General features: G+C 52.6%; 19 protein-coding genes. 8 read left to right on the forward strand and 11 right to left on the reverse strand.

The window, feature by feature from the left end; translation table 11 throughout:
- Nucleotides 1-41: 41 nt before the first annotated feature.
- Complete coding sequence (locus WMW72_RS18120; protein ID WP_341416930.1) at nt 42-488, reverse strand: NucA/NucB deoxyribonuclease domain-containing protein; 447 nt, start codon at nt 486-488, stop codon at nt 42-44.
- A 166-nt stretch (nt 489-654) separates the two neighbouring features.
- On the opposite strand from WMW72_RS18120, the gene WMW72_RS18125 reads away from it, so the two are divergent.
- The gene (locus WMW72_RS18125; protein ID WP_341416931.1) at nt 655-1,596 is read left to right on the forward strand and encodes a hypothetical protein; all 942 of its coding nucleotides are present in this window, start codon (nt 655-657) and stop codon (nt 1,594-1,596) included.
- Here WMW72_RS18125 and WMW72_RS18130 read toward each other — a convergent pair.
- Together WMW72_RS18130 and WMW72_RS18135 are read right to left on the reverse strand one after the other, a co-directional pair.
- Nucleotides 1,579-2,025 carry a PilZ domain-containing protein gene (locus tag WMW72_RS18130; RefSeq protein WP_341416932.1) on the reverse strand — a complete coding sequence of 149 codons (447 nt, stop codon included), beginning with the start codon at nt 2,023-2,025 and terminating at the stop codon, nt 1,579-1,581. The genes WMW72_RS18125 and WMW72_RS18130 overlap by 18 nt on opposite strands.
- A 112-nt stretch (nt 2,026-2,137) precedes the next feature.
- Nucleotides 2,138-2,365, reverse strand: a complete 228-nt coding sequence (locus WMW72_RS18135) for a hypothetical protein (RefSeq protein ID WP_341416933.1) — start codon at nt 2,363-2,365, stop codon at nt 2,138-2,140.
- Between the two features lie 205 nt (nt 2,366-2,570).
- Between WMW72_RS18135 and WMW72_RS18140 the strand changes: the two genes are divergently transcribed.
- Nucleotides 2,571-2,864, forward strand: a complete 294-nt coding sequence (locus WMW72_RS18140) for a DUF1811 family protein (protein WP_341416934.1) — start codon at nt 2,571-2,573, stop codon at nt 2,862-2,864.
- Here the strand turns inward: WMW72_RS18140 and WMW72_RS18145 are convergent.
- Complete coding sequence (locus WMW72_RS18145) at nt 2,861-3,577, reverse strand: Crp/Fnr family transcriptional regulator (RefSeq protein WP_341416935.1); 717 nt, start codon at nt 3,575-3,577, stop codon at nt 2,861-2,863. The two genes, WMW72_RS18140 and WMW72_RS18145, sit on opposite strands and share 4 nt — an antisense overlap.
- Nucleotides 3,578-3,770: 193 nt before the next feature.
- On the opposite strand from WMW72_RS18145, the gene mobA reads away from it, so the two are divergent.
- The gene (gene mobA, locus WMW72_RS18150) at nt 3,771-4,445 is read left to right on the forward strand and encodes a molybdenum cofactor guanylyltransferase (RefSeq protein WP_341416936.1); all 675 of its coding nucleotides are present in this window, start codon (nt 3,771-3,773) and stop codon (nt 4,443-4,445) included.
- Between the two features lie 41 nt (nt 4,446-4,486).
- A complete protein-coding gene (locus tag WMW72_RS18155; protein ID WP_341416937.1) occupies nt 4,487-4,999 on the forward strand; it encodes a divergent PAP2 family protein in 513 nt (170 codons plus the stop codon).
- Here WMW72_RS18155 and WMW72_RS18160 read toward each other — a convergent pair.
- The 3 genes from WMW72_RS18160 to WMW72_RS18170 form a co-directional block, all read right to left on the reverse strand.
- Nucleotides 4,968-6,599: an ATP-binding protein gene (locus WMW72_RS18160; RefSeq protein ID WP_341416938.1), complete on the reverse strand. Its 1,632-nt coding sequence runs from the start codon at nt 6,597-6,599 to the stop codon at nt 4,968-4,970. The two genes, WMW72_RS18155 and WMW72_RS18160, sit on opposite strands and share 32 nt — an antisense overlap.
- 224 nt (nt 6,600-6,823) lie before the next feature.
- A complete protein-coding gene (locus WMW72_RS18165; RefSeq protein ID WP_341416939.1) occupies nt 6,824-7,054 on the reverse strand; it encodes a DUF3892 domain-containing protein in 231 nt (76 codons plus the stop codon).
- A gap of 74 nt (nt 7,055-7,128) precedes the next feature.
- Nucleotides 7,129-7,875, reverse strand: coding sequence for an MBL fold metallo-hydrolase (locus tag WMW72_RS18170; RefSeq protein WP_341416940.1), 747 nt, complete (start codon nt 7,873-7,875; stop codon nt 7,129-7,131).
- A gap of 410 nt (nt 7,876-8,285) precedes the next feature.
- Between WMW72_RS18170 and WMW72_RS18175 the strand changes: the two genes are divergently transcribed.
- Both WMW72_RS18175 and WMW72_RS18180 read left to right on the forward strand, forming a co-directional pair.
- Nucleotides 8,286-8,900 carry a stalk domain-containing protein gene (locus WMW72_RS18175; RefSeq protein WP_341416941.1) on the forward strand — a complete coding sequence of 205 codons (615 nt, stop codon included), beginning with the start codon at nt 8,286-8,288 and terminating at the stop codon, nt 8,898-8,900.
- Between the two features lie 98 nt (nt 8,901-8,998).
- Nucleotides 8,999-9,301 (forward strand): DUF1292 domain-containing protein, encoded by a 303-nt coding sequence (locus WMW72_RS18180; RefSeq protein ID WP_341416942.1) that lies wholly within the window; start codon nt 8,999-9,001, stop codon nt 9,299-9,301.
- 63 nt (nt 9,302-9,364) lie between these two features.
- Here WMW72_RS18180 and WMW72_RS18185 read toward each other — a convergent pair whose 3' ends face one another.
- Nucleotides 9,365-9,784 carry a DUF1885 family protein gene (locus WMW72_RS18185; RefSeq protein WP_341416943.1) on the reverse strand — a complete coding sequence of 140 codons (420 nt, stop codon included), beginning with the start codon at nt 9,782-9,784 and terminating at the stop codon, nt 9,365-9,367.
- 143 nt (nt 9,785-9,927) lie between these two features.
- Here WMW72_RS18185 and WMW72_RS18190 point away from each other — a divergent pair, with 143 nt between their 5' ends.
- A complete protein-coding gene (locus tag WMW72_RS18190; RefSeq protein WP_341416944.1) occupies nt 9,928-10,776 on the forward strand; it encodes a Cof-type HAD-IIB family hydrolase in 849 nt (282 codons plus the stop codon).
- A 76-nt stretch (nt 10,777-10,852) separates the two neighbouring features.
- Here WMW72_RS18190 and WMW72_RS18195 read toward each other — a convergent pair whose 3' ends face one another.
- On the reverse strand, nt 10,853-12,322 hold the full coding sequence (locus WMW72_RS18195; RefSeq protein ID WP_479724855.1) for an aminotransferase class I/II-fold pyridoxal phosphate-dependent enzyme: 1,470 nt from the start codon (nt 12,320-12,322) through the stop codon (nt 10,853-10,855).
- 228 nt (nt 12,323-12,550) lie between these two features.
- Here WMW72_RS18195 and WMW72_RS18200 point away from each other — a divergent pair, with 228 nt between their 5' ends.
- Nucleotides 12,551-13,732 carry an MFS transporter gene (locus WMW72_RS18200; protein ID WP_341416946.1) on the forward strand — a complete coding sequence of 394 codons (1,182 nt, stop codon included), beginning with the start codon at nt 12,551-12,553 and terminating at the stop codon, nt 13,730-13,732.
- Nucleotides 13,733-13,826: 94 nt separating this feature from the next.
- Here WMW72_RS18200 and WMW72_RS18205 read toward each other — a convergent pair whose 3' ends face one another.
- A complete protein-coding gene (locus WMW72_RS18205) occupies nt 13,827-14,627 on the reverse strand; it encodes a hypothetical protein (protein WP_341416947.1) in 801 nt (266 codons plus the stop codon).
- Between the two features lie 448 nt (nt 14,628-15,075).
- Nucleotides 15,076-15,699: a YktB family protein gene (locus tag WMW72_RS18210; protein WP_341416948.1), complete on the reverse strand. Its 624-nt coding sequence runs from the start codon at nt 15,697-15,699 to the stop codon at nt 15,076-15,078.
- Nucleotides 15,700-15,762: the final 63 nt, after the last annotated feature.

Genomic DNA, 15,762 nt, shown 5'->3' on the forward strand with positions numbered 1-15,762 from the left:
TTGTTTCACAGGACGAGTCCGTCCTTAGGAGCCGGGCTTGCTTACTTCACAATAAATTGAACCCGGGTGCCGTCCTGATACGGCTCCAGCTTATTGCTGACCCAACTGCCTGCGCCCCGGTTATCGGAGGGGCTTATGTATTGGATATCGGCCCCGCGGCCGCCCTCCCGGCACATCGCCATCGGCCATTCATCCCGGTCATAGCCCTTTTTGACCGGAACGCCTTTTAAGGACTCCTGACGGTTCTTCTCGGCGCCGTTCCGGTCTATCGTACAGATATCTGATTTGCCGGCAGCGATGGCGTCCTTGATATGCTTGCCCGTCTCGGGGTAACGCTCCGACGGAAAGTCGAGTTTGACGGTCGCCGTTGCATCGGAACCAGTAGCCGGGATAGATGAAGGGAAAAAGTCCTCTTCCTTGTACAGATACGCGGCAAGCACGACAAGCAAAATCATAAACAATCTGACTAGGGGCTTCTTGATTCTCATGTTGGTCCTCCTTATCTGGCTCTACCTATTGTATCTTACATGGCAGTCAGATTCTACCCTGAATTCGAACGAATGTTCCTGTTGTGCTAGGATAGGTTCCCGCCCCGCCCGTATGGTATAATAGCACCAAACCATTCTACAGATGGAATAGAGGAGGATCTGGGTGATGAAGGATTGGCTATGGAGGCTCCAGCAGCCGCAGCCGGAGCTTGTAGAGGACGAGGTGCCGGGAGAAGAGCGGCTGGACTGGGGAGAGCATGAGTACGGGACCCACCGGTATCATGTCCGGCGGCTTATCGACGACTCGATCTCGCTGCTCCCGCTGCCGGAGAAGGCTGTGGTGCTTGGAGCGGGCAATCATGGGGATGTCGATTTGCCGGGCTTGACCAAGCACTTTCAGCAGGTAACGGCGCTGGACACCGAGGACAATATGCTCGAAGAGTGGCTTGAATCTGTAGGGGGGACGGTTCAGAATCGGTTGCGTTCATTGACGCGCGTCGATTATACCTGTCTGGACCAGATGTCTTTCTACGAAAAATTCGAAGAGCTGCTGCTAGAAGGGGCAGCCGCATCCGACATTTCGGCATGGATTCGGGATGCCAGCTTTCAGGTGCACAGGTACGAGGCGGTTCCGCATCTGAAGAAGGCTTTTTCCCTGGTCATATCCTCAGGGGTACATACACCGCTGTTCTATCCGGACGCGCTGCTGCAGCTTCATCCCTATTTGTCCCGATACAGTGAAGGGGACGTCCGGCAGATGCTCGACGCGCTGGCGTATTTGCGCAATTCGCTGATTACCGATTACAACCGGCTGCTGCTTTCCTTGCTGAAGCCCGATGGACGCATTGCGATGTGGACGGATATCATCGTGCTGGATGAGGAGCGAAGCTGGATTGCCGACGAATTATATGAGAACCAAACCGGTGAGGAGCGGACAAGCTTCTTGTTCGAGGCTTTCGGGAAGCACGGGATGGAAGCGGCTGTGTTGGGGCTTAAGGACCTGCATGATAAAATAAAACCCGATCAGCAGCTGTTCAGGAGCTGGATCGGGCATGCGGATTCGGGAAAGCGTTATCTGAGTGTCGGACTGTCAGGCCAGGCACGCTGATAGAGGCCCGAACTCTGAGGCTTCCTCCGGCGTCAGGAAGCTGCTGCTGCTCATCGGCGTCTGCTTGCGCAGACGGATCGCGAACTGGTTGAGTGTCCCGGCCAGATCCGATGTATCGGTATCATCGAGCGAGAATTTCAGGCTGTACTCGCAATGCCCAGGTTCGGGCAACACAGCGCGCACGATGATACCGTAGGGGCGCAGCTCCTTGCCAAGGCATTGGAACTTCAGCTCAGCGAGTAGACCGAGCTGCTCCGGAAGCGGGGATGGCGTGTAGAAACGGGCTCCTCCCGCACTGATATCGACAATGGCGGCTTTATGCTGTTTGAAAGTGCTGTCAATCCATTCGGCACCGATAATCTTCAGCTCGGCACCTAAAGGCTGCGACAAGGCAAGGCGGAAAAAACTTCGCTTATTATCCTGACTCATAGAGACAAAACCTCGGCATCTGAATGTTGGGAAAGGTTGAGATCAAGTTTTACTATAGCGCAATTATGTATCTATAGCAATCGTCTTGAATGCCTTTCTTGCCATAGGCTGTCTAATAAAGGGGCAGCTCGATGCTGATGTCTGTATCCTTGCTATGCAGGATGGCATTGTTGCCGATGATCTCAATACGGTCGATAAGCTGGAGTTCGGACGGGATGGATGAAGAGGGACGGGAAGAAGTGCGCTCAAGCACGCTGATTAATTGGGGAATCGCTTTCTGATCGCTCGATATAAAGCTGACGGGTATCTTTTTGTTCTGAAAGAGCAGTTCCGTAGTCACTGGGGATATTCCTCCTTTTCATGATCGGATACTTTAATTATATCACTCTTTATTGTGAATTTCGACCAAAAAGATGTTACACAAACCGACAATTAAACCGTTTAGCAGACATGATTTTGGCTATAAGTATGTCTTATTTGTAAAGGAATAGCACTTGAAGCTGAGCCAGCAGGCTCTACAATCTAGCATAAGGAGAATAGAAAGCATGAAAAAGCTATATAGTCAGATGACAAAGGGCGAGCTGCAGGAGGAGATCCGGCAAGCCCGGTCAGAGCTGGAGAAAGCGGAATTTGCCAGCCAGCGTGCCGTAGCCGAGCGTAAGCTGTTGACGGCCCAGGCTTATCTGCTCGATCCTGCCGACTACGGTCCGGGTCTGTACAAGGTCGATGGCGTTCAACTTCCGTTTGAAGTGAAATATCTCAATGGAATCATGGCATGGGGAAGACTGGGGGATGACCCCGAAGCAAGCTTTCCTATCTCCATGCTGACCCGGTTCTAGATCCGGCACATATCCTTTGGACAATTTTCGCACTGGCAGATCGTTTTCAAGTCGTTTAATTTCTTGACGACAATGAGATTTTGCTGCATGGAGACAATACCACTTTTTTTCAAATCCGCCAGCATCCGGTTCACGCTCTCGCGGGTTGCGCCGATCATGTCGGCCAGCTCGCTGTTTGTGAATTTTTTTGTAATGACGATATCCTCCCCCTGCTGCTTGCCGTACGTATGGCATAACCGGATCAGGGTGGAGCATAGCGCACCCGGCTTGCCGAACATCATCAGATCCCGGAACTTCGTCTGCGTCATCCGGTGCATCAAGCCCATCCACTTCATGAATTCTACGGCAAGGTCCCCATGCTGCCACAGCAGAACCTCCAGATCCTTCTGCTGAATGACACCTACCGTGCTGTCCTCCGTTACCTCCGCATTGAAGCTATTCAGCGAATGAACGAACGGGTCGACCTGACCGAACATGTCTCCTTTGTTGTACACATACAGGATATAGCTCTTGCCCTCGTCATTGCTTTTCGTCAGCCGGATCCGGCCTTGCTTCAAGAAGTACAGCCGGTCGGCAGGATCGCCTTCCCAGAACAGATGGCTTCCGGCCTCTGCCTTCATCTCGTACATAATCTCCTGAATTTTGCGCAAATTGCCCTCGGAGAAGCACTCCGTATTGGCTACGTGCAGCTCCGGCTGCTCCGCGTGTCTCATAGTAGGTTCCTCCCGCTCCAATTGCGAGTCTGTGACGTATTGCTTCTACCATACCGGATCTGAGCGGATTGCGATGTGATTCACATCACAATCTCTTGTAAAGCTGGTAGCAGTGTGATCTAGCTAACATGCAAACCTGCAGAGAGGGTGTATAGTTGGGCTTAGCATTCAACTTTGACGGAGGAAGTGAGTGATGATGCTGACCGGGGTTATTTTGGCGGGAGGCACGAAACGAACGATCCGCGGTACAACCGCAGATCTGCTGCCGCTCGCCTCGGAGACGCTGCTGGAACGACAGATTGGAGAAATGGGCAAGCTGTGCGGAGAAATTATTATTGTGACGGAGGAGCCGCGGCTGTACTTGGAGCATGTTCCCCGTTCGGTCCGAATTATAACCGATTTTTTCCCTAACCGGGGTCCCCTGGGGGGCTTGCATGCTGCCTTGGCCTTATCCAAATATGCATACCTGTGGGTAACGGGCAGTGCGATGCCATTCATATCAGCCGAATTAGCCCGGTTGCTCTGGGAGCATGTGCTGTTGTTTCAGGAGGAGGCGGCGCTGCCGGAGGTGGGGGGGACGGCATTCCCGCTCCATGGCATTTACCGCCAGTCTTGTCTCCATAAAGTGGGAGATATGATCGAGTCAAGCAGCTCGGAGCCGAGATGGGAGGCGTTGCTGGAGCGGATCGCGTGCCATGCCGTTCCGCTGGATGGATTGAAGGGTGAGACGGCATGGAGGGACGACCTGGCGTTCTCGCTGCGGATCAGCAGCGAAGCCGAGTATGAGAAGGCGCTGCAGCTATGCCCGTCGATTCAGCCGCCGGCTCATAATTATTGGCAGCGCGGCAGGGAGCTGTGGCTCGAATAGATCAAAAACGTCCGGTTCATGCTAAGCAAGAGGTGATGCGCATGAACCGGGCGTTATGGACGTCCCTGATAGGAATAGGAGCCGCACAGCTGCTGAAAGTATCTCCGAAGATTAAAGACCGGGAGGACTGGTCCTGGACCGATCTGATGGCGACCGGCGGAATGCCCAGCTCGCATGCTGCCGGTGTGGTTTCTCTGGCCTCATATATCGGACTGAAGCATGGATTCCGGTCGGATTCCTTCGCCGTCGCTTCGCTGCTCGGCCTGATTGTGATGTTCGATGCGATGGGCATCCGTTACCATGCGGGACAGATTGCCGGCGAGGTCAATGAACTCGAAGCGACTGTGCAGAATCTGGTCAGAGATCATCCTGACCATCATCATGAGAAGCGTGAGAAGCTGCTCGAAGAACGTCTCGGCCATATGCCGGTGGAGGTTGCAGGCGGCGCGCTCCTCGGACTTACGGTCGGGTGGCTTAGCTATGTCACGGAGCCCAGGGTGAAGCTGGACGCGTGGGGAGAACTTATAAAGAAATGGTCGCTGCCTCTTCCGTAAAGCCGGTTTCCCGCTCCCGGATCAGATTCACGGCCGGCAGCGTAATGGTGAATTTGGTGCCCATCCCGACAATACTTTCAACCTCAATCATGCCCTCATGATCTTGTACAATTTTATGGCATATCGATAGGCCGAGGCCGGTGCCGGAATCTTTGGTCGTATAGAACGGGATAAAAATTTTGTCCAGCTCGGCCTCGGGAATGCCTTTCCCCGTATCGGAAATCTCAATGACGGCTTTACTCTCCTGAGCATAGAGGCGAATTTCGATAAAGCCCTGCTCATTCATCGCTTCGAGGGCATTCTTGGATAAATTCAAGAGCAGCTGCAGCATCTTGTCCTGGTCCATCAGCATATAGATATCTTCTTCCTCATGAAAAAAAACAATTTTATGCCCGAGCCTGGTTGTCTCCGAATCAAGCAGGGACATAACCCGATGGATACAACTATGAATGGATTGAATCCGGTACTGGGTCACATGAGGCTTGGAAAATTGCAGGAACTCGGCAGTCAGCATACTCATCCGGTTAATTTCATCCATAATAAGGTCATACCAGGGCTCAATATTATAATTCCCCGCTTTGGATATTTGTAAAAATCCTTTGACCGTTGTTAGAGGATTGCGGATTTCATGGGCCATGCCCGACGCCAGCTCTCCGACGACCCGCAGCTTCTCGCTGCGCAGCATATGCTCCTCACGCTTCAGCCAGCTCTCCCGCTTCATCATATACAGCCGGTTTTCCGCCGCGGACATGATATCGTCCTTGGTCAATCCGTCCTCCGGAAAGCAGGCTATCCCGAAATTCATTTCGATGCCGGTTAACTTATGAAACTCGGAGGCCAGCATCTGCGTGATGGTGTCTATCGTTTGTTGGGCATTCAGCGATTCCATCACAATGGCAAATTCATCTCCGCCATAGCGGCTGATGAGAAGGCTTTCCGGGAACATAATCAGCAAGAGCTGCGCCGCTTCTCTCAGAATATCGTTAACCCCCTGAAATCCGTTGGTCGTGTTCAGCGATTTCAAATCCTTGCAATCCGCCAGAATCAGCACAACAGGCTTGCGCTGGGCCACGGTAGCTTCCATCTGCCGGTGAAACTCCTGGAAGTTGTACAATCCGGTTAACGGATCATGCGTACTGAGATGCTTTTTCTCATGAGCGAGCAATTGCTTCTGAAGCTCCATATCCTTCAGCAGCTTGCCGAACAGGAAGGCGAGAGCAAAGCAGCTCAGCCCCTCGAACAAGACATTGCCAATTACAGATAGGGTCCATGCTTGATAGCTGAACGCGATAGCAGTGTAGCCGGCCGTTAGAGTGATGTTCCAGATGATCGAGGTCTTCAGTCTGGCCATGCTTCGGTAGGATTGTGTCATATGCAGCAAGTAAAGGGGCAGGCACCAATCGGAAGAACTGACAACGTGGAAGAGCATAAGCAGGATGAACTGCGCAGTTTTATGTCCAGGGGGCCGCGGGATGAGAAAGCTTGCCATGTACAGCAGAGTAAATACAACGAGCAGCGGGTTGTATAGAGCCGTACTGTGCACAAGGGACCACGCGCAGACAAGAGCAGAGTAAATCAGGAAGATAGAGTAACCTTTCATGACGAAACTACAACTCCCATCCCTTTGCATTGAATATTTTGTTGGTATACATTAAAGTTCTGTGCGTGTCGAAAAAATCCTCCTAGTCTCTGCCAAATTATCTGATATTTCTTTATTGCTGAAAATATGGGAGGGGGCCAGGGAAGGGCGAGAGAGCCCCTTAGAGCATAGAGAAAAACCCGGCTATTCGCCAGGTTACAAAGCTGTGCTTGATGGGTGATCCGTCAGAAGCCTGGCAGATTGTCCAGGTTATTCGAAGGATCGCCGTCCGCATTGGAACGGAGATGCTCATCGCCATCCCGGCCCCGGAATACGTTGACACCGGAGATTTGCCCGTTCTTGGCCATATGCTGCGCCTCCAGATAATCGACGACAGCTCCTGAGGACAGCTTCAACTCCACTATATCGCCGTCCCCATTCTTGCGAACTGCTACCACATGCTGCTCTTGCGTCATATGAATCGCCTCCTTTTCTAGCTTAGGATGCGCGGTTCATAGATTTTTTATGCTGAGGGTAGCATGCGCCGGAGCTAGTCCAGCGAGAAGGTATAGGTTTTGGATTGCTCGATAAATGACATGACCCCGGTTCTGCCGATATAAGCCGGCATATCGTCCGTATAATGCATCAGCATCATGTTCCGCTGGAGTTCTATAGGAAGCTCGAGCAGTTCCTCCAAACTGGCATGAACCATGCCCGGCGATTGCAGTTGACAATCATGGAGGAAGTACCGGCATCCGTCTGCTAGAAGCTTCAGCAACAGCTCTCTGTTGAGCATTGAGTCGGAGCTGTAGAACAGCTTGTCGTTAAGCAGCAGCGAATAGCTGGATTTGCCTTCGATATGAACGCTCGGTATAAGACGAATCGTCAGATCCGGGGTGATCTGGCAAGGCTCGTCTTCTTCCAGGGTGATAACCTCGAAATAATCGCTCAATGAGGTGATGCCTTCCGCTTTGTTCTCAAGCCCTCCGCGAAGCGAATGCTCCCATAGTACTGTCGCCAGCGAGGCGGGGACAAATAACGGGATGCGGCGTTTAAAGGCATACATATTCCGAAACGCAAATTCCTCCAGCCCGCCCACATGGTCTGCATGAATATGGGTGATTAAAATTCCGTTCACGGCTTCAAGAGGAACGCCGAGCTCCATCAGTGCGCGTGAAGCGGTGAACCCGCAATCAATAAGCAGTTTATCATTCTTTAAATGAAGCAAAGCATTATTATTATTGAAGGTTTTCGCAAATGCGCTTCCTGTCCCAATCATTTGAAGTTGCAGCTTCACAAACTTACCCCCACTCAGCGTTTGGCAATGTGTAGACCAATATATCTGTATGTGCTGCAAGGAAAATATGGCTTGATTAAGCCCATAGTGCCAGTCGCAAAATCTTGGCCGGGCAGCTTTCCTATAATCTATCACGCATTTCGGTTTTGATTCAAGCGGGTTTTGTCACATTTTCGCTTAAAAAGTCACCCCTAATTCTCGTATATATTAGGCACAGCGGGGGGCAAATGGACGGCGTCCTACAAAAACCTCCATATTTTGTATGAAATCAGCCTGAAAGTGCTCATACACACAAGATATGGAAAAATGAGTCTAAATTTTTTTTATTAGTTGAGAAACTTCCGCAACTCTTGAGCCGCTCCCGAGTATAACTTAACAAAATGCGAAAAGATGATGGAGGTTGCTTGCAAATGAAAGTACCGCGACTGCTAACGATGGTGCTCTCGCTTTCGTTGTTTGGTACAACAGGTGTTCTCGCCAGCTCGGCATGGGGCGACTTTGAAGGCTTTGCCAAAGTAAGGCTTCTTGTAAATGATCAAGAGAAAACGTTCGGCGCTGATGAGGTGCCTGGCTTTCTTGTGAAGGGTAGCGCTGTGGTGCCTGCCCGTATATTGTCTGAAACGTTGCAATCGATCGTCAAGTGGGATAACGGCACTAAGACGGTCTCCGTGTATAAACCCAATGTACATATGGTCGTCGCCAAGACGGTAGGTGACGATTATTCGATTCAGAAGCCATTCGGCGGCGTGAAGAAGGGAGACCGGCTTGATTTTGCGGTCTTCGCCCAGATCGACGAATTGAAGACGCCGATCTACTCGTTCCGGATCGCGATCGTATCGCCTAACGGCGACCAGGTGAAGGCTCGCGAAGAGATTGTAGATGGACCCAAGAGCAGCTTCTGGTATACTTGGCCGTTCAATGTTACGTTTAGTGAATCGGGTGCCTACAAGGTTCGATTCGCGATCAAACAGAGTGCTGATAGTGATTATGTCGTCGTGTCCGAGAAGTCGATTCTATCGGATTAATGCCGCGTAAGCAGCAGATTCGATTCATTGACTTGGAATCGGGATGCGTGGTACTATACGGGGGAGCATTCAATATATAGATGAAATGAGGTTTTACCATGAGCGATCACATTCATGACGAATCCTGCAATCATGATCACGACCACGAAGAAGAAATTTTTATCGTGACGGATCAAGATGGTGTGGAACATGAGATGGTGATGGTGTATACGTTTGAAGCTAGCGACCGCGCTTATGCCGTACTTCTGGATCGTAATGATATGGAAGCTGACGGTGTCATATTCCGTATCGAAGAAGAGAACGAAGAGGCTTACCTGGCCAGCATCGAGGACGAAGAGGAATGGGATCGCGTTGTTGCTATCTATAACGAGATCATTGAAGAGCAAGAGCAGGAACAATAAGCATGCAACGATAAAACCCTTCTTGTCATCATGCAAGAAGGGTTTTTCAGATTATGCCGGTTGTTATTTACGGGGATTGAAGTACATGATGCGGCCGTTAAACAGATGAAGCTCGGCTTTCCACAGCTTGCCCAGGTATTTGCTGAATTCGTTGCCCTTGGACTTGTCGCCATGGGTACTGTCATCCGGCAGCACCATCTGAACGAAATACCGCTGGGTATCGTCTACGGTCTCCGAGCCGACGCCCATCACGATGTATTTGTACAGCGGGCTCGTCCCTTTCAGGTAAAACCACTTGCCTTCCGCCTCGGGCTTTGTCTCGATCGTGTACGGAAAGCCGGCACCGTCGTACTCCCAGCCGAGCTGGGCGCCGGTTTTCGCGAGCTGTTCGCGATAATGCTCGAGCTGCTGCCGGAGCTCATCCAAGCTCAGGGAGGAGACGGCTGAGCCTTCTACGAGTTTAATATACGCGCTTTGCGCCATGACCCATACACCTGCCTGCCTAGTGGACTGGAATTATGTTCCTTGTGTCACGCATCATGTTCATCATAGCATTAAGAATTTGCAAATACAATACTTGCCAGGCGAGCTAAGGAAGCATGGGAGAGAGAAGAGGAGCGGGTCAGATGGAGAGAGCAGATAAGCCTATTTTTGAAGGGTATGCACTGGTAACGGATATGGATGGGACGCTGCTGGATAAGCAGAAGGAAATCAGCCCGGACAATCTAGCGGCTATTCACCGGTTCGTCAGCGAGGGCGGACGTTTTACCGTGGCTACAGGCCGTATCGTCGAGCCAGCGGGTTATTTCGCGCGTCAGCTGCCGGTCAATCTGCCTGCCATTCTATACAACGGGGCAATGATCTACGATTACGAGCGGGAGGAGCCGCTTCACCAGACGCTGCTGCCTCGGGCGGCGGAGCAGGCCTTGCAGCGTGTGCTGGAGGCTTTCCCGGAGATCGGCGCCGAGATTTATGTACAGGGGGAGCCTTATCCGTATACGATCCGCGATAACGCTATGACCGCCCGGCACCGCGGCATCGAGAATTTCCCTCTGCAGGCTGTCGATGAAGTGAAATCCATCCCGGCGGATTGGTTGAAGATATTGTTTGCATGGGAGCCGGTGCTGCTTGATCAGGCAAGCGACGAGATGGTCAGGCTTTCATCGGGGACCGGGGTTGAGTGGGTTCGTTCAGACGGCCGGTATTTCGAAATGCTGCCGCAAGGGGCCACCAAGGGCGATGCGCTGGAGCAGCTGCTCGCGCTGACCGGGCTGGAGCTGGATAAATGCGTGGCGATGGGCGATCATCTGAACGATCTGGAGATGATCCGGAGGGCCGGCATGGGCGTGGCGGTCGGCAACGCTCATCCGCTGCTGCTGGAGGCGGCGGATCATGTGTGCAAGTCTCACACCGAGCATGCCGTGGCCGATGTGATCGGCTGGCTGGAGCAGCGTATTCGTTCAGAACGGCCGTAGCAAGATACAAGAAAGCCGCTTGTCCGGCGTCTTCACGGCGCTGGAGCAAGCGGCTTTCCTGTGTTGCAATAGTGATTTAGAAAATCGCCGGGGTTTCGACAATCACTTTCACATATTCGATGCTGCGATCTTCGGGACCCTTCACCGGCAGGCCGACTTCGATATGCTCGGTGATGTAATCGATCAGATCCTGCGAGATGACCTCACCTGGCAGCAGGATAGGGATGCCGGGCGGATACACATAGATAAACTCGGCAATGATCCGGTCGGCTGATTCCTTGAACGGAATAAGCTCCGTGTCGCCATAGAAAGCATCGCGCGGCGACAAAGTCAGCTGCGGGATTTTCGGAATCTTGATCACCAGCTCATTGGCCTCACGAATCGTAAAGTTCTCTTCGGACAGACGCCGCAGCGCAGTGATCAGGATATCTACGCTCTCGCGTGTGTCGCCCGGTGTGATGAGGCAGAGAATATTGTACATATCGCTCAGCTCGACCTCAAGGTTGTAATGCTCGCGCAGCCAATTCTCTGCGTCATAGCCGGTGATCCCCAGATGGCGGACGTGGATATTGACCTTGGTCGGATCGCAGTCAAAGGTCGCTTCACCGCCCAGAATCTCCCGGCCGAAGCATTCGAGTCCGGGAATATCGTTGATCTCCCGGCGTGCGAATTCGGCGAGCTCGATCGCCCGCTCCGCTATGGCCCGGCCGTTCAATGCCAGATTGCGGCGCGAGCAGTCGAGCGAAGCCAGCAGGATGTAAGAGGTCGACGTCGTCGTGAGCATACTGATGATCGTTTTGGCGCGGCGCACGTTGACCCGGCCTTCACGGATATTGAGTACCGAGCTCTGTGTCATGGAACCGCCGAGCTTATGCACGCTGGTCGCAGCCATATCTGCGCCAGCCTCCATAGCCGACATCGGCAGCCGGTCGTGGAAATGAATCAGCACGCCATGCGCTTCGTCCACGAGCACCGGGATGTTATAGCTGTGTACGATATCCACGATTTCCTTCAGGTTCGCGCATACGCCGTAATAGGTCGGGTTGATGACCAGCACGGCCTTAGCATCGGGATGGCGCTCCAGGGCGCGTTTGACGGAAGAGGTGGTGACTCCGTGGTCAATACCCAGATTCTCGTCATGAACCGGCTTCAGGAAGACCGGCTTGGCGCCGGCGAATATAATACCGGACAAAATGGATTTGTGCACGTTGCGGGGCACGATAATTTTGTCTCCCTCGGAGCAAACGGTCAGGATCATCGTCATGATGGCACCGCTCGTTCCTTGTACGGAGAAGAAAGTGTGGTCTGCGCCGAAGGCTTCGGCTGCAAGCTGCTGCGACTGCTCGATGACACCGGTTGGTTGATGAAGATCGTCCAGCGGTGCTATATTGATCAGGTCGATGGACAGCGCGTTATCGCCGATAAACTCCCGAAATTCGGGGTCCATGCCCACGCCCTTCTTATGTCCTGGAATGTGAAATTGAACCGGATTGCGTGCAGCGTGTTGTCTTAATGCGGTGAACAGGGGAGTTTTCGTCTGATCCACGGTCATCCCTACCTTTCATGGGCCTAGTAGATGCTGCTCATAAAACAAGCAAACATATCGAGTATAGCAAAATGCGCCGCGGATGCAAGGGATTTTTGGCATTCCGAATGTTAAGATTCGGAGTATGTCGATTTTGTTAACCTTGAGCCGCTAAGATTTCCATCGGCAAATGAGATATGATACATTTAAACTGCTGATTTACTAAAACTTAAAGGTAGTGTGATTGTGATGGATAAACGACTTCTTGTCATTATGGTGCTGATCATGACGGTATTTATCGGCTTTGGCATCATTATTCCCGTTCTTCCCGATGTTGTGACCGGTTCCGGAGCGGAGAGCTTTCATCTAGGGCTGCTGCTCTCGGTCTATTCGCTCGTGTCCTTCCTGATGTCGCCGTTCTGGGGAGGCTTGTCCGACCGGATCGGAAGAAGACCTATTATTATGATTGGTACGCTCGGCTTTAGCCTGAGCTTCTTCGTCTTCGGGATGGCGGGGGATAATCTGGTACTGATGTATGTCTCGCGTATTCTGGGCGGCTTGTTTTCCGGTGCTGTGACGGCATGTGCGGTCGCTTATGTGGCCGATATTACTTCGGAAGAAAACCGGACCAAGGGTATGGGACTCGTCGGCATGTCGATCGGTCTGGGCTTTATCTTTGGTCCGGCCGTAGGCGGCTTGCTCAGCGGCTACGGCTACAGCGTGCCGTTTTTTACGGCAGCGGGTCTGGCTCTGGCCATGTTCGTCTTCGCTTTCTTCATGCTGAAGGAATCGGTCACGGCGGAGAGCCGGCAAAAATCGCGCGACGTGAAGCAGTCGCGCTGGAAAGCGTTCGTAGGCTCGCTTAAATATTTATATGTGCTGAGCTTCTTCGTCTCATTCTCGCTAGCGGGTCTGGAAGCAACTTTGCTGTTATTCGAACGCGATGCTATCGGAGCGACGCCGACTCAGCTTGGCTTGATGTTCGCCGTGAGCGGGGTCGTAGGCGCCCTGATCCAGGGCGGGGTCGTCCGCCGTCTGATCAAGGCCGGACAGGAAGCTCGCGTGATCGGGATCGGGCTGGTCCTGTCAGCGCTCGGCTTCGTGCTGATTCTGTTCTCCAGCAGCCTGCTGACTGCATCGATCTATCTCAGCGTGTTCGCCGCAGGGAATGCACTGATCCGCCCTTGTGTGACCTCGCTGATTACACAGAAGACGACAGTCGGGCAGGGGGTAGCCTCCGGTCTCAGCTCGTCCATGGACAGCCTGGGGCGGATCGCAGGCCCGCTGCTGGGCGCTGGCATTTACGATTTCAGCCACAGCCTGCCATTCCTGATCGGAGCTGTGCTCTCGGTTGCTGCGCTGTATCTGCTCTATCGCTTCATCGTTCTCGACAGATCGGCGTCCACGAGGTCAGGCAAGCTGGCTTCTTAGGAGGTCGTATCTGGAATCATAATCCAAAAGCTGCCGTTTGCGATGAGCTTATCATCGGAAGCGGCAGCTTTTTTGGTGTCGGATGTCCGGCCGATTAAGGCTGGTCAGGCTTGGAATCCTTGACATGCTTGCGGTCTACGGCTTTTTCGACCCAAGGTGTCAGATTCTCTTTGATCTTGGCGACCAGTTGTTCCTTGTCTATGCCTTGGGCCGCCGCGATTTCTGTCAGTGACTTGCCTGCCTTAAGCTCGGCCTTCAACTCACTCTCCGTAATTCCCAGCAGGGCGGCGAGCTTGTCCGGGGCAGGCAGAATATGGCTGACGCCACGGCCATGCGGCTTATGGAGCTTCTTCAAATTATGCTGAACGAGGAACGTCAGATGCTTGTCTAGATTGTCCTTCATCCGGGAAGCCTGATCAGCTGTCAGCTTGCCGGAGGCCACAGCCTCGTCAATCCGTGCAATCCGCAGCGCCTTCAACTTTGTGACGAGATCGGCTTCGCTGACGCCGTGTTCTTTGGCGACCTCAGCCAAGGTTTGCTTTTGCAGAGAGGCGGTCAGCTTGTCCTGCGAGATGCCGAGAATACCGGCTGCTTCCTCGATGATGGCTTTGCCCGCCTGATGCGGCTGCTGGCCCTCGCCATGCTTGCCTTTACCAGCCGGACCCTCTTTGCCGGCTTGGTCCTTGCTGCTGTGCTTGCCGAACCAGCTCTTGGGGGCAGATTTGGCTGAGCCATCCTGTTCCGACGAGCTGCCCGAACCGGTTGACGGAGCTACCGCTGCACTGTCTTCGGCATTGGCCGGAGCATTCAGTCCGTAGAAGGCGCCTCCCCCTAACAATAGCGTAAGCGCTAAGGTGGAAATCACGACTTTGCTGGCATGCGTATGCTTCTTCATCCTGAACCATCCTTTCTACAGTTGGAGATACGGTTATATGTAACCATCTGTAGCATAGGCAACAAGGATTAAGCTCAGGTTAATTGCACCTTAGGATTTGCTAAATTTTGCTGGAAGCAGACAACAAAAAAGGGACGAAGGCTCGTCCCTTTCAAGAAAATATGCTCTTTTAAACTAAAGATTGACCCATGTTCCGTCCGGGCGCAAACATACGCGCTCAGGCGGGTTGGATCCATCGACGACGCCGACTTTTATGCAGCTGGAGAGGCCGGTTTCGAACACGATAGATTCGTGCTGTAAAACCTCAGGTTTCATATACGCTAACTTCGACAAAATAATCACTCCTTAAATGAACGGATATATTGATACATAATGTATCAAATATGATTATAAAGGCTTTTTTTGTCGCTGTCTAGACTATTTGAAAAGATTTCCTTTTTCTATATTGCTACAGTTTGGCAATTTGATACAAAGGCAGCAGTTGCTCGAAGGTTTGCTTGACCAGACCGAGGAACTTATCTCCCTCCAGAAGCTTCGCGTCGCTGGCTGCAACGGTACGGCCGATCAGGAACTCTACCTTCTTCACGTCGCGGAACCGCTCCAATGACCGGTTCAGGCCATCCTCGCCAAGCTCTCCTAGCGTCACATGATCCTTCTTCATATGGTCGAAGGACACGGCCATCTCCTGGGGAAGCGCCGCAAATTCATCTAGATGCTTCAAATAAGCCGAAGCAATGCCCTGCTTATTGGGCAGTTCGTAGATCAGAGCGAGCCAGATAAACACATGATCGTCGAACAGCCCGACCTGGAAGTGCGGATGCTGCTTGTAGCCGCGCTTGTTGCCGGCTATCGCCATCCACGTATCGACGGGGGCGTTCACCTTACGCCGCGCGTGCTGGGCGATGTGCAGGAACAGCTCTTCGCCTGCCTGAACGGATAATTCCTGCAGCACCTCGTCGCTAAGCTCCTTGAATTTGGGCTGAATCCGGCTGCGGATCGCTTCCATGCGGCCATCCAGGCCCTCTATGTGAAAGGTTTCGAAATCCTCCCGGTTAAATCCACTGAATGCCATGCTGATCCTCCTCATCCTTGGTAAGTGATCTCTATGAAACCTCTTTACTATATCATACCAGCC

Source organism: Paenibacillus filicis (assembly GCF_038070315.1).
Taxonomy (GTDB): Bacteria; Bacillota; Bacilli; order Paenibacillales; family NBRC-103111; genus Paenibacillus_G; species Paenibacillus_G filicis.

Excerpts from the sequence above, each read along its gene's own strand:
- mobA (WP_341416936.1), top strand. The coding sequence starts at position 3,771 with ATGATGCTGACCGGGGTTATTTTGGCGGGAGGCACGAAACGAACGATC.
- WMW72_RS18175 (WP_341416941.1), top strand. The coding sequence starts at position 8,286 with ATGAAAGTACCGCGACTGCTAACGATGGTGCTCTCGCTTTCGTTGTTT.
- WMW72_RS18160 (WP_341416938.1), bottom strand. The coding sequence starts at position 6,599 with ATGAAAGGTTACTCTATCTTCCTGATTTACTCTGCTCTTGTCTGCGCG.
- WMW72_RS18190 (WP_341416944.1), top strand. The coding sequence starts at position 9,928 with ATGGAGAGAGCAGATAAGCCTATTTTTGAAGGGTATGCACTGGTAACG.
- WMW72_RS18165 (WP_341416939.1), bottom strand. The coding sequence starts at position 7,054 with ATGACGCAAGAGCAGCATGTGGTAGCAGTTCGCAAGAATGGGGACGGC.
- WMW72_RS18125 (WP_341416931.1), top strand. The coding sequence starts at position 655 with ATGAAGGATTGGCTATGGAGGCTCCAGCAGCCGCAGCCGGAGCTTGTA.
- WMW72_RS18210 (WP_341416948.1), bottom strand. The coding sequence starts at position 15,699 with ATGGCATTCAGTGGATTTAACCGGGAGGATTTCGAAACCTTTCACATA.
- WMW72_RS18130 (WP_341416932.1), bottom strand. The coding sequence starts at position 2,025 with ATGAGTCAGGATAATAAGCGAAGTTTTTTCCGCCTTGCCTTGTCGCAG.
- WMW72_RS18185 (WP_341416943.1), bottom strand. The coding sequence starts at position 9,784 with ATGGCGCAAAGCGCGTATATTAAACTCGTAGAAGGCTCAGCCGTCTCC.
- WMW72_RS18145 (WP_341416935.1), bottom strand. The coding sequence starts at position 3,577 with ATGAGACACGCGGAGCAGCCGGAGCTGCACGTAGCCAATACGGAGTGC.
- WMW72_RS18155 (WP_341416937.1), top strand. The coding sequence starts at position 4,487 with ATGAACCGGGCGTTATGGACGTCCCTGATAGGAATAGGAGCCGCACAG.
- WMW72_RS18120 (WP_341416930.1), bottom strand. The coding sequence starts at position 488 with ATGAGAATCAAGAAGCCCCTAGTCAGATTGTTTATGATTTTGCTTGTC.
- WMW72_RS18140 (WP_341416934.1), top strand. The coding sequence starts at position 2,571 with ATGAAAAAGCTATATAGTCAGATGACAAAGGGCGAGCTGCAGGAGGAG.
- WMW72_RS18205 (WP_341416947.1), bottom strand. The coding sequence starts at position 14,627 with ATGAAGAAGCATACGCATGCCAGCAAAGTCGTGATTTCCACCTTAGCG.
- WMW72_RS18180 (WP_341416942.1), top strand. The coding sequence starts at position 8,999 with ATGAGCGATCACATTCATGACGAATCCTGCAATCATGATCACGACCAC.
- WMW72_RS18200 (WP_341416946.1), top strand. The coding sequence starts at position 12,551 with ATGGATAAACGACTTCTTGTCATTATGGTGCTGATCATGACGGTATTT.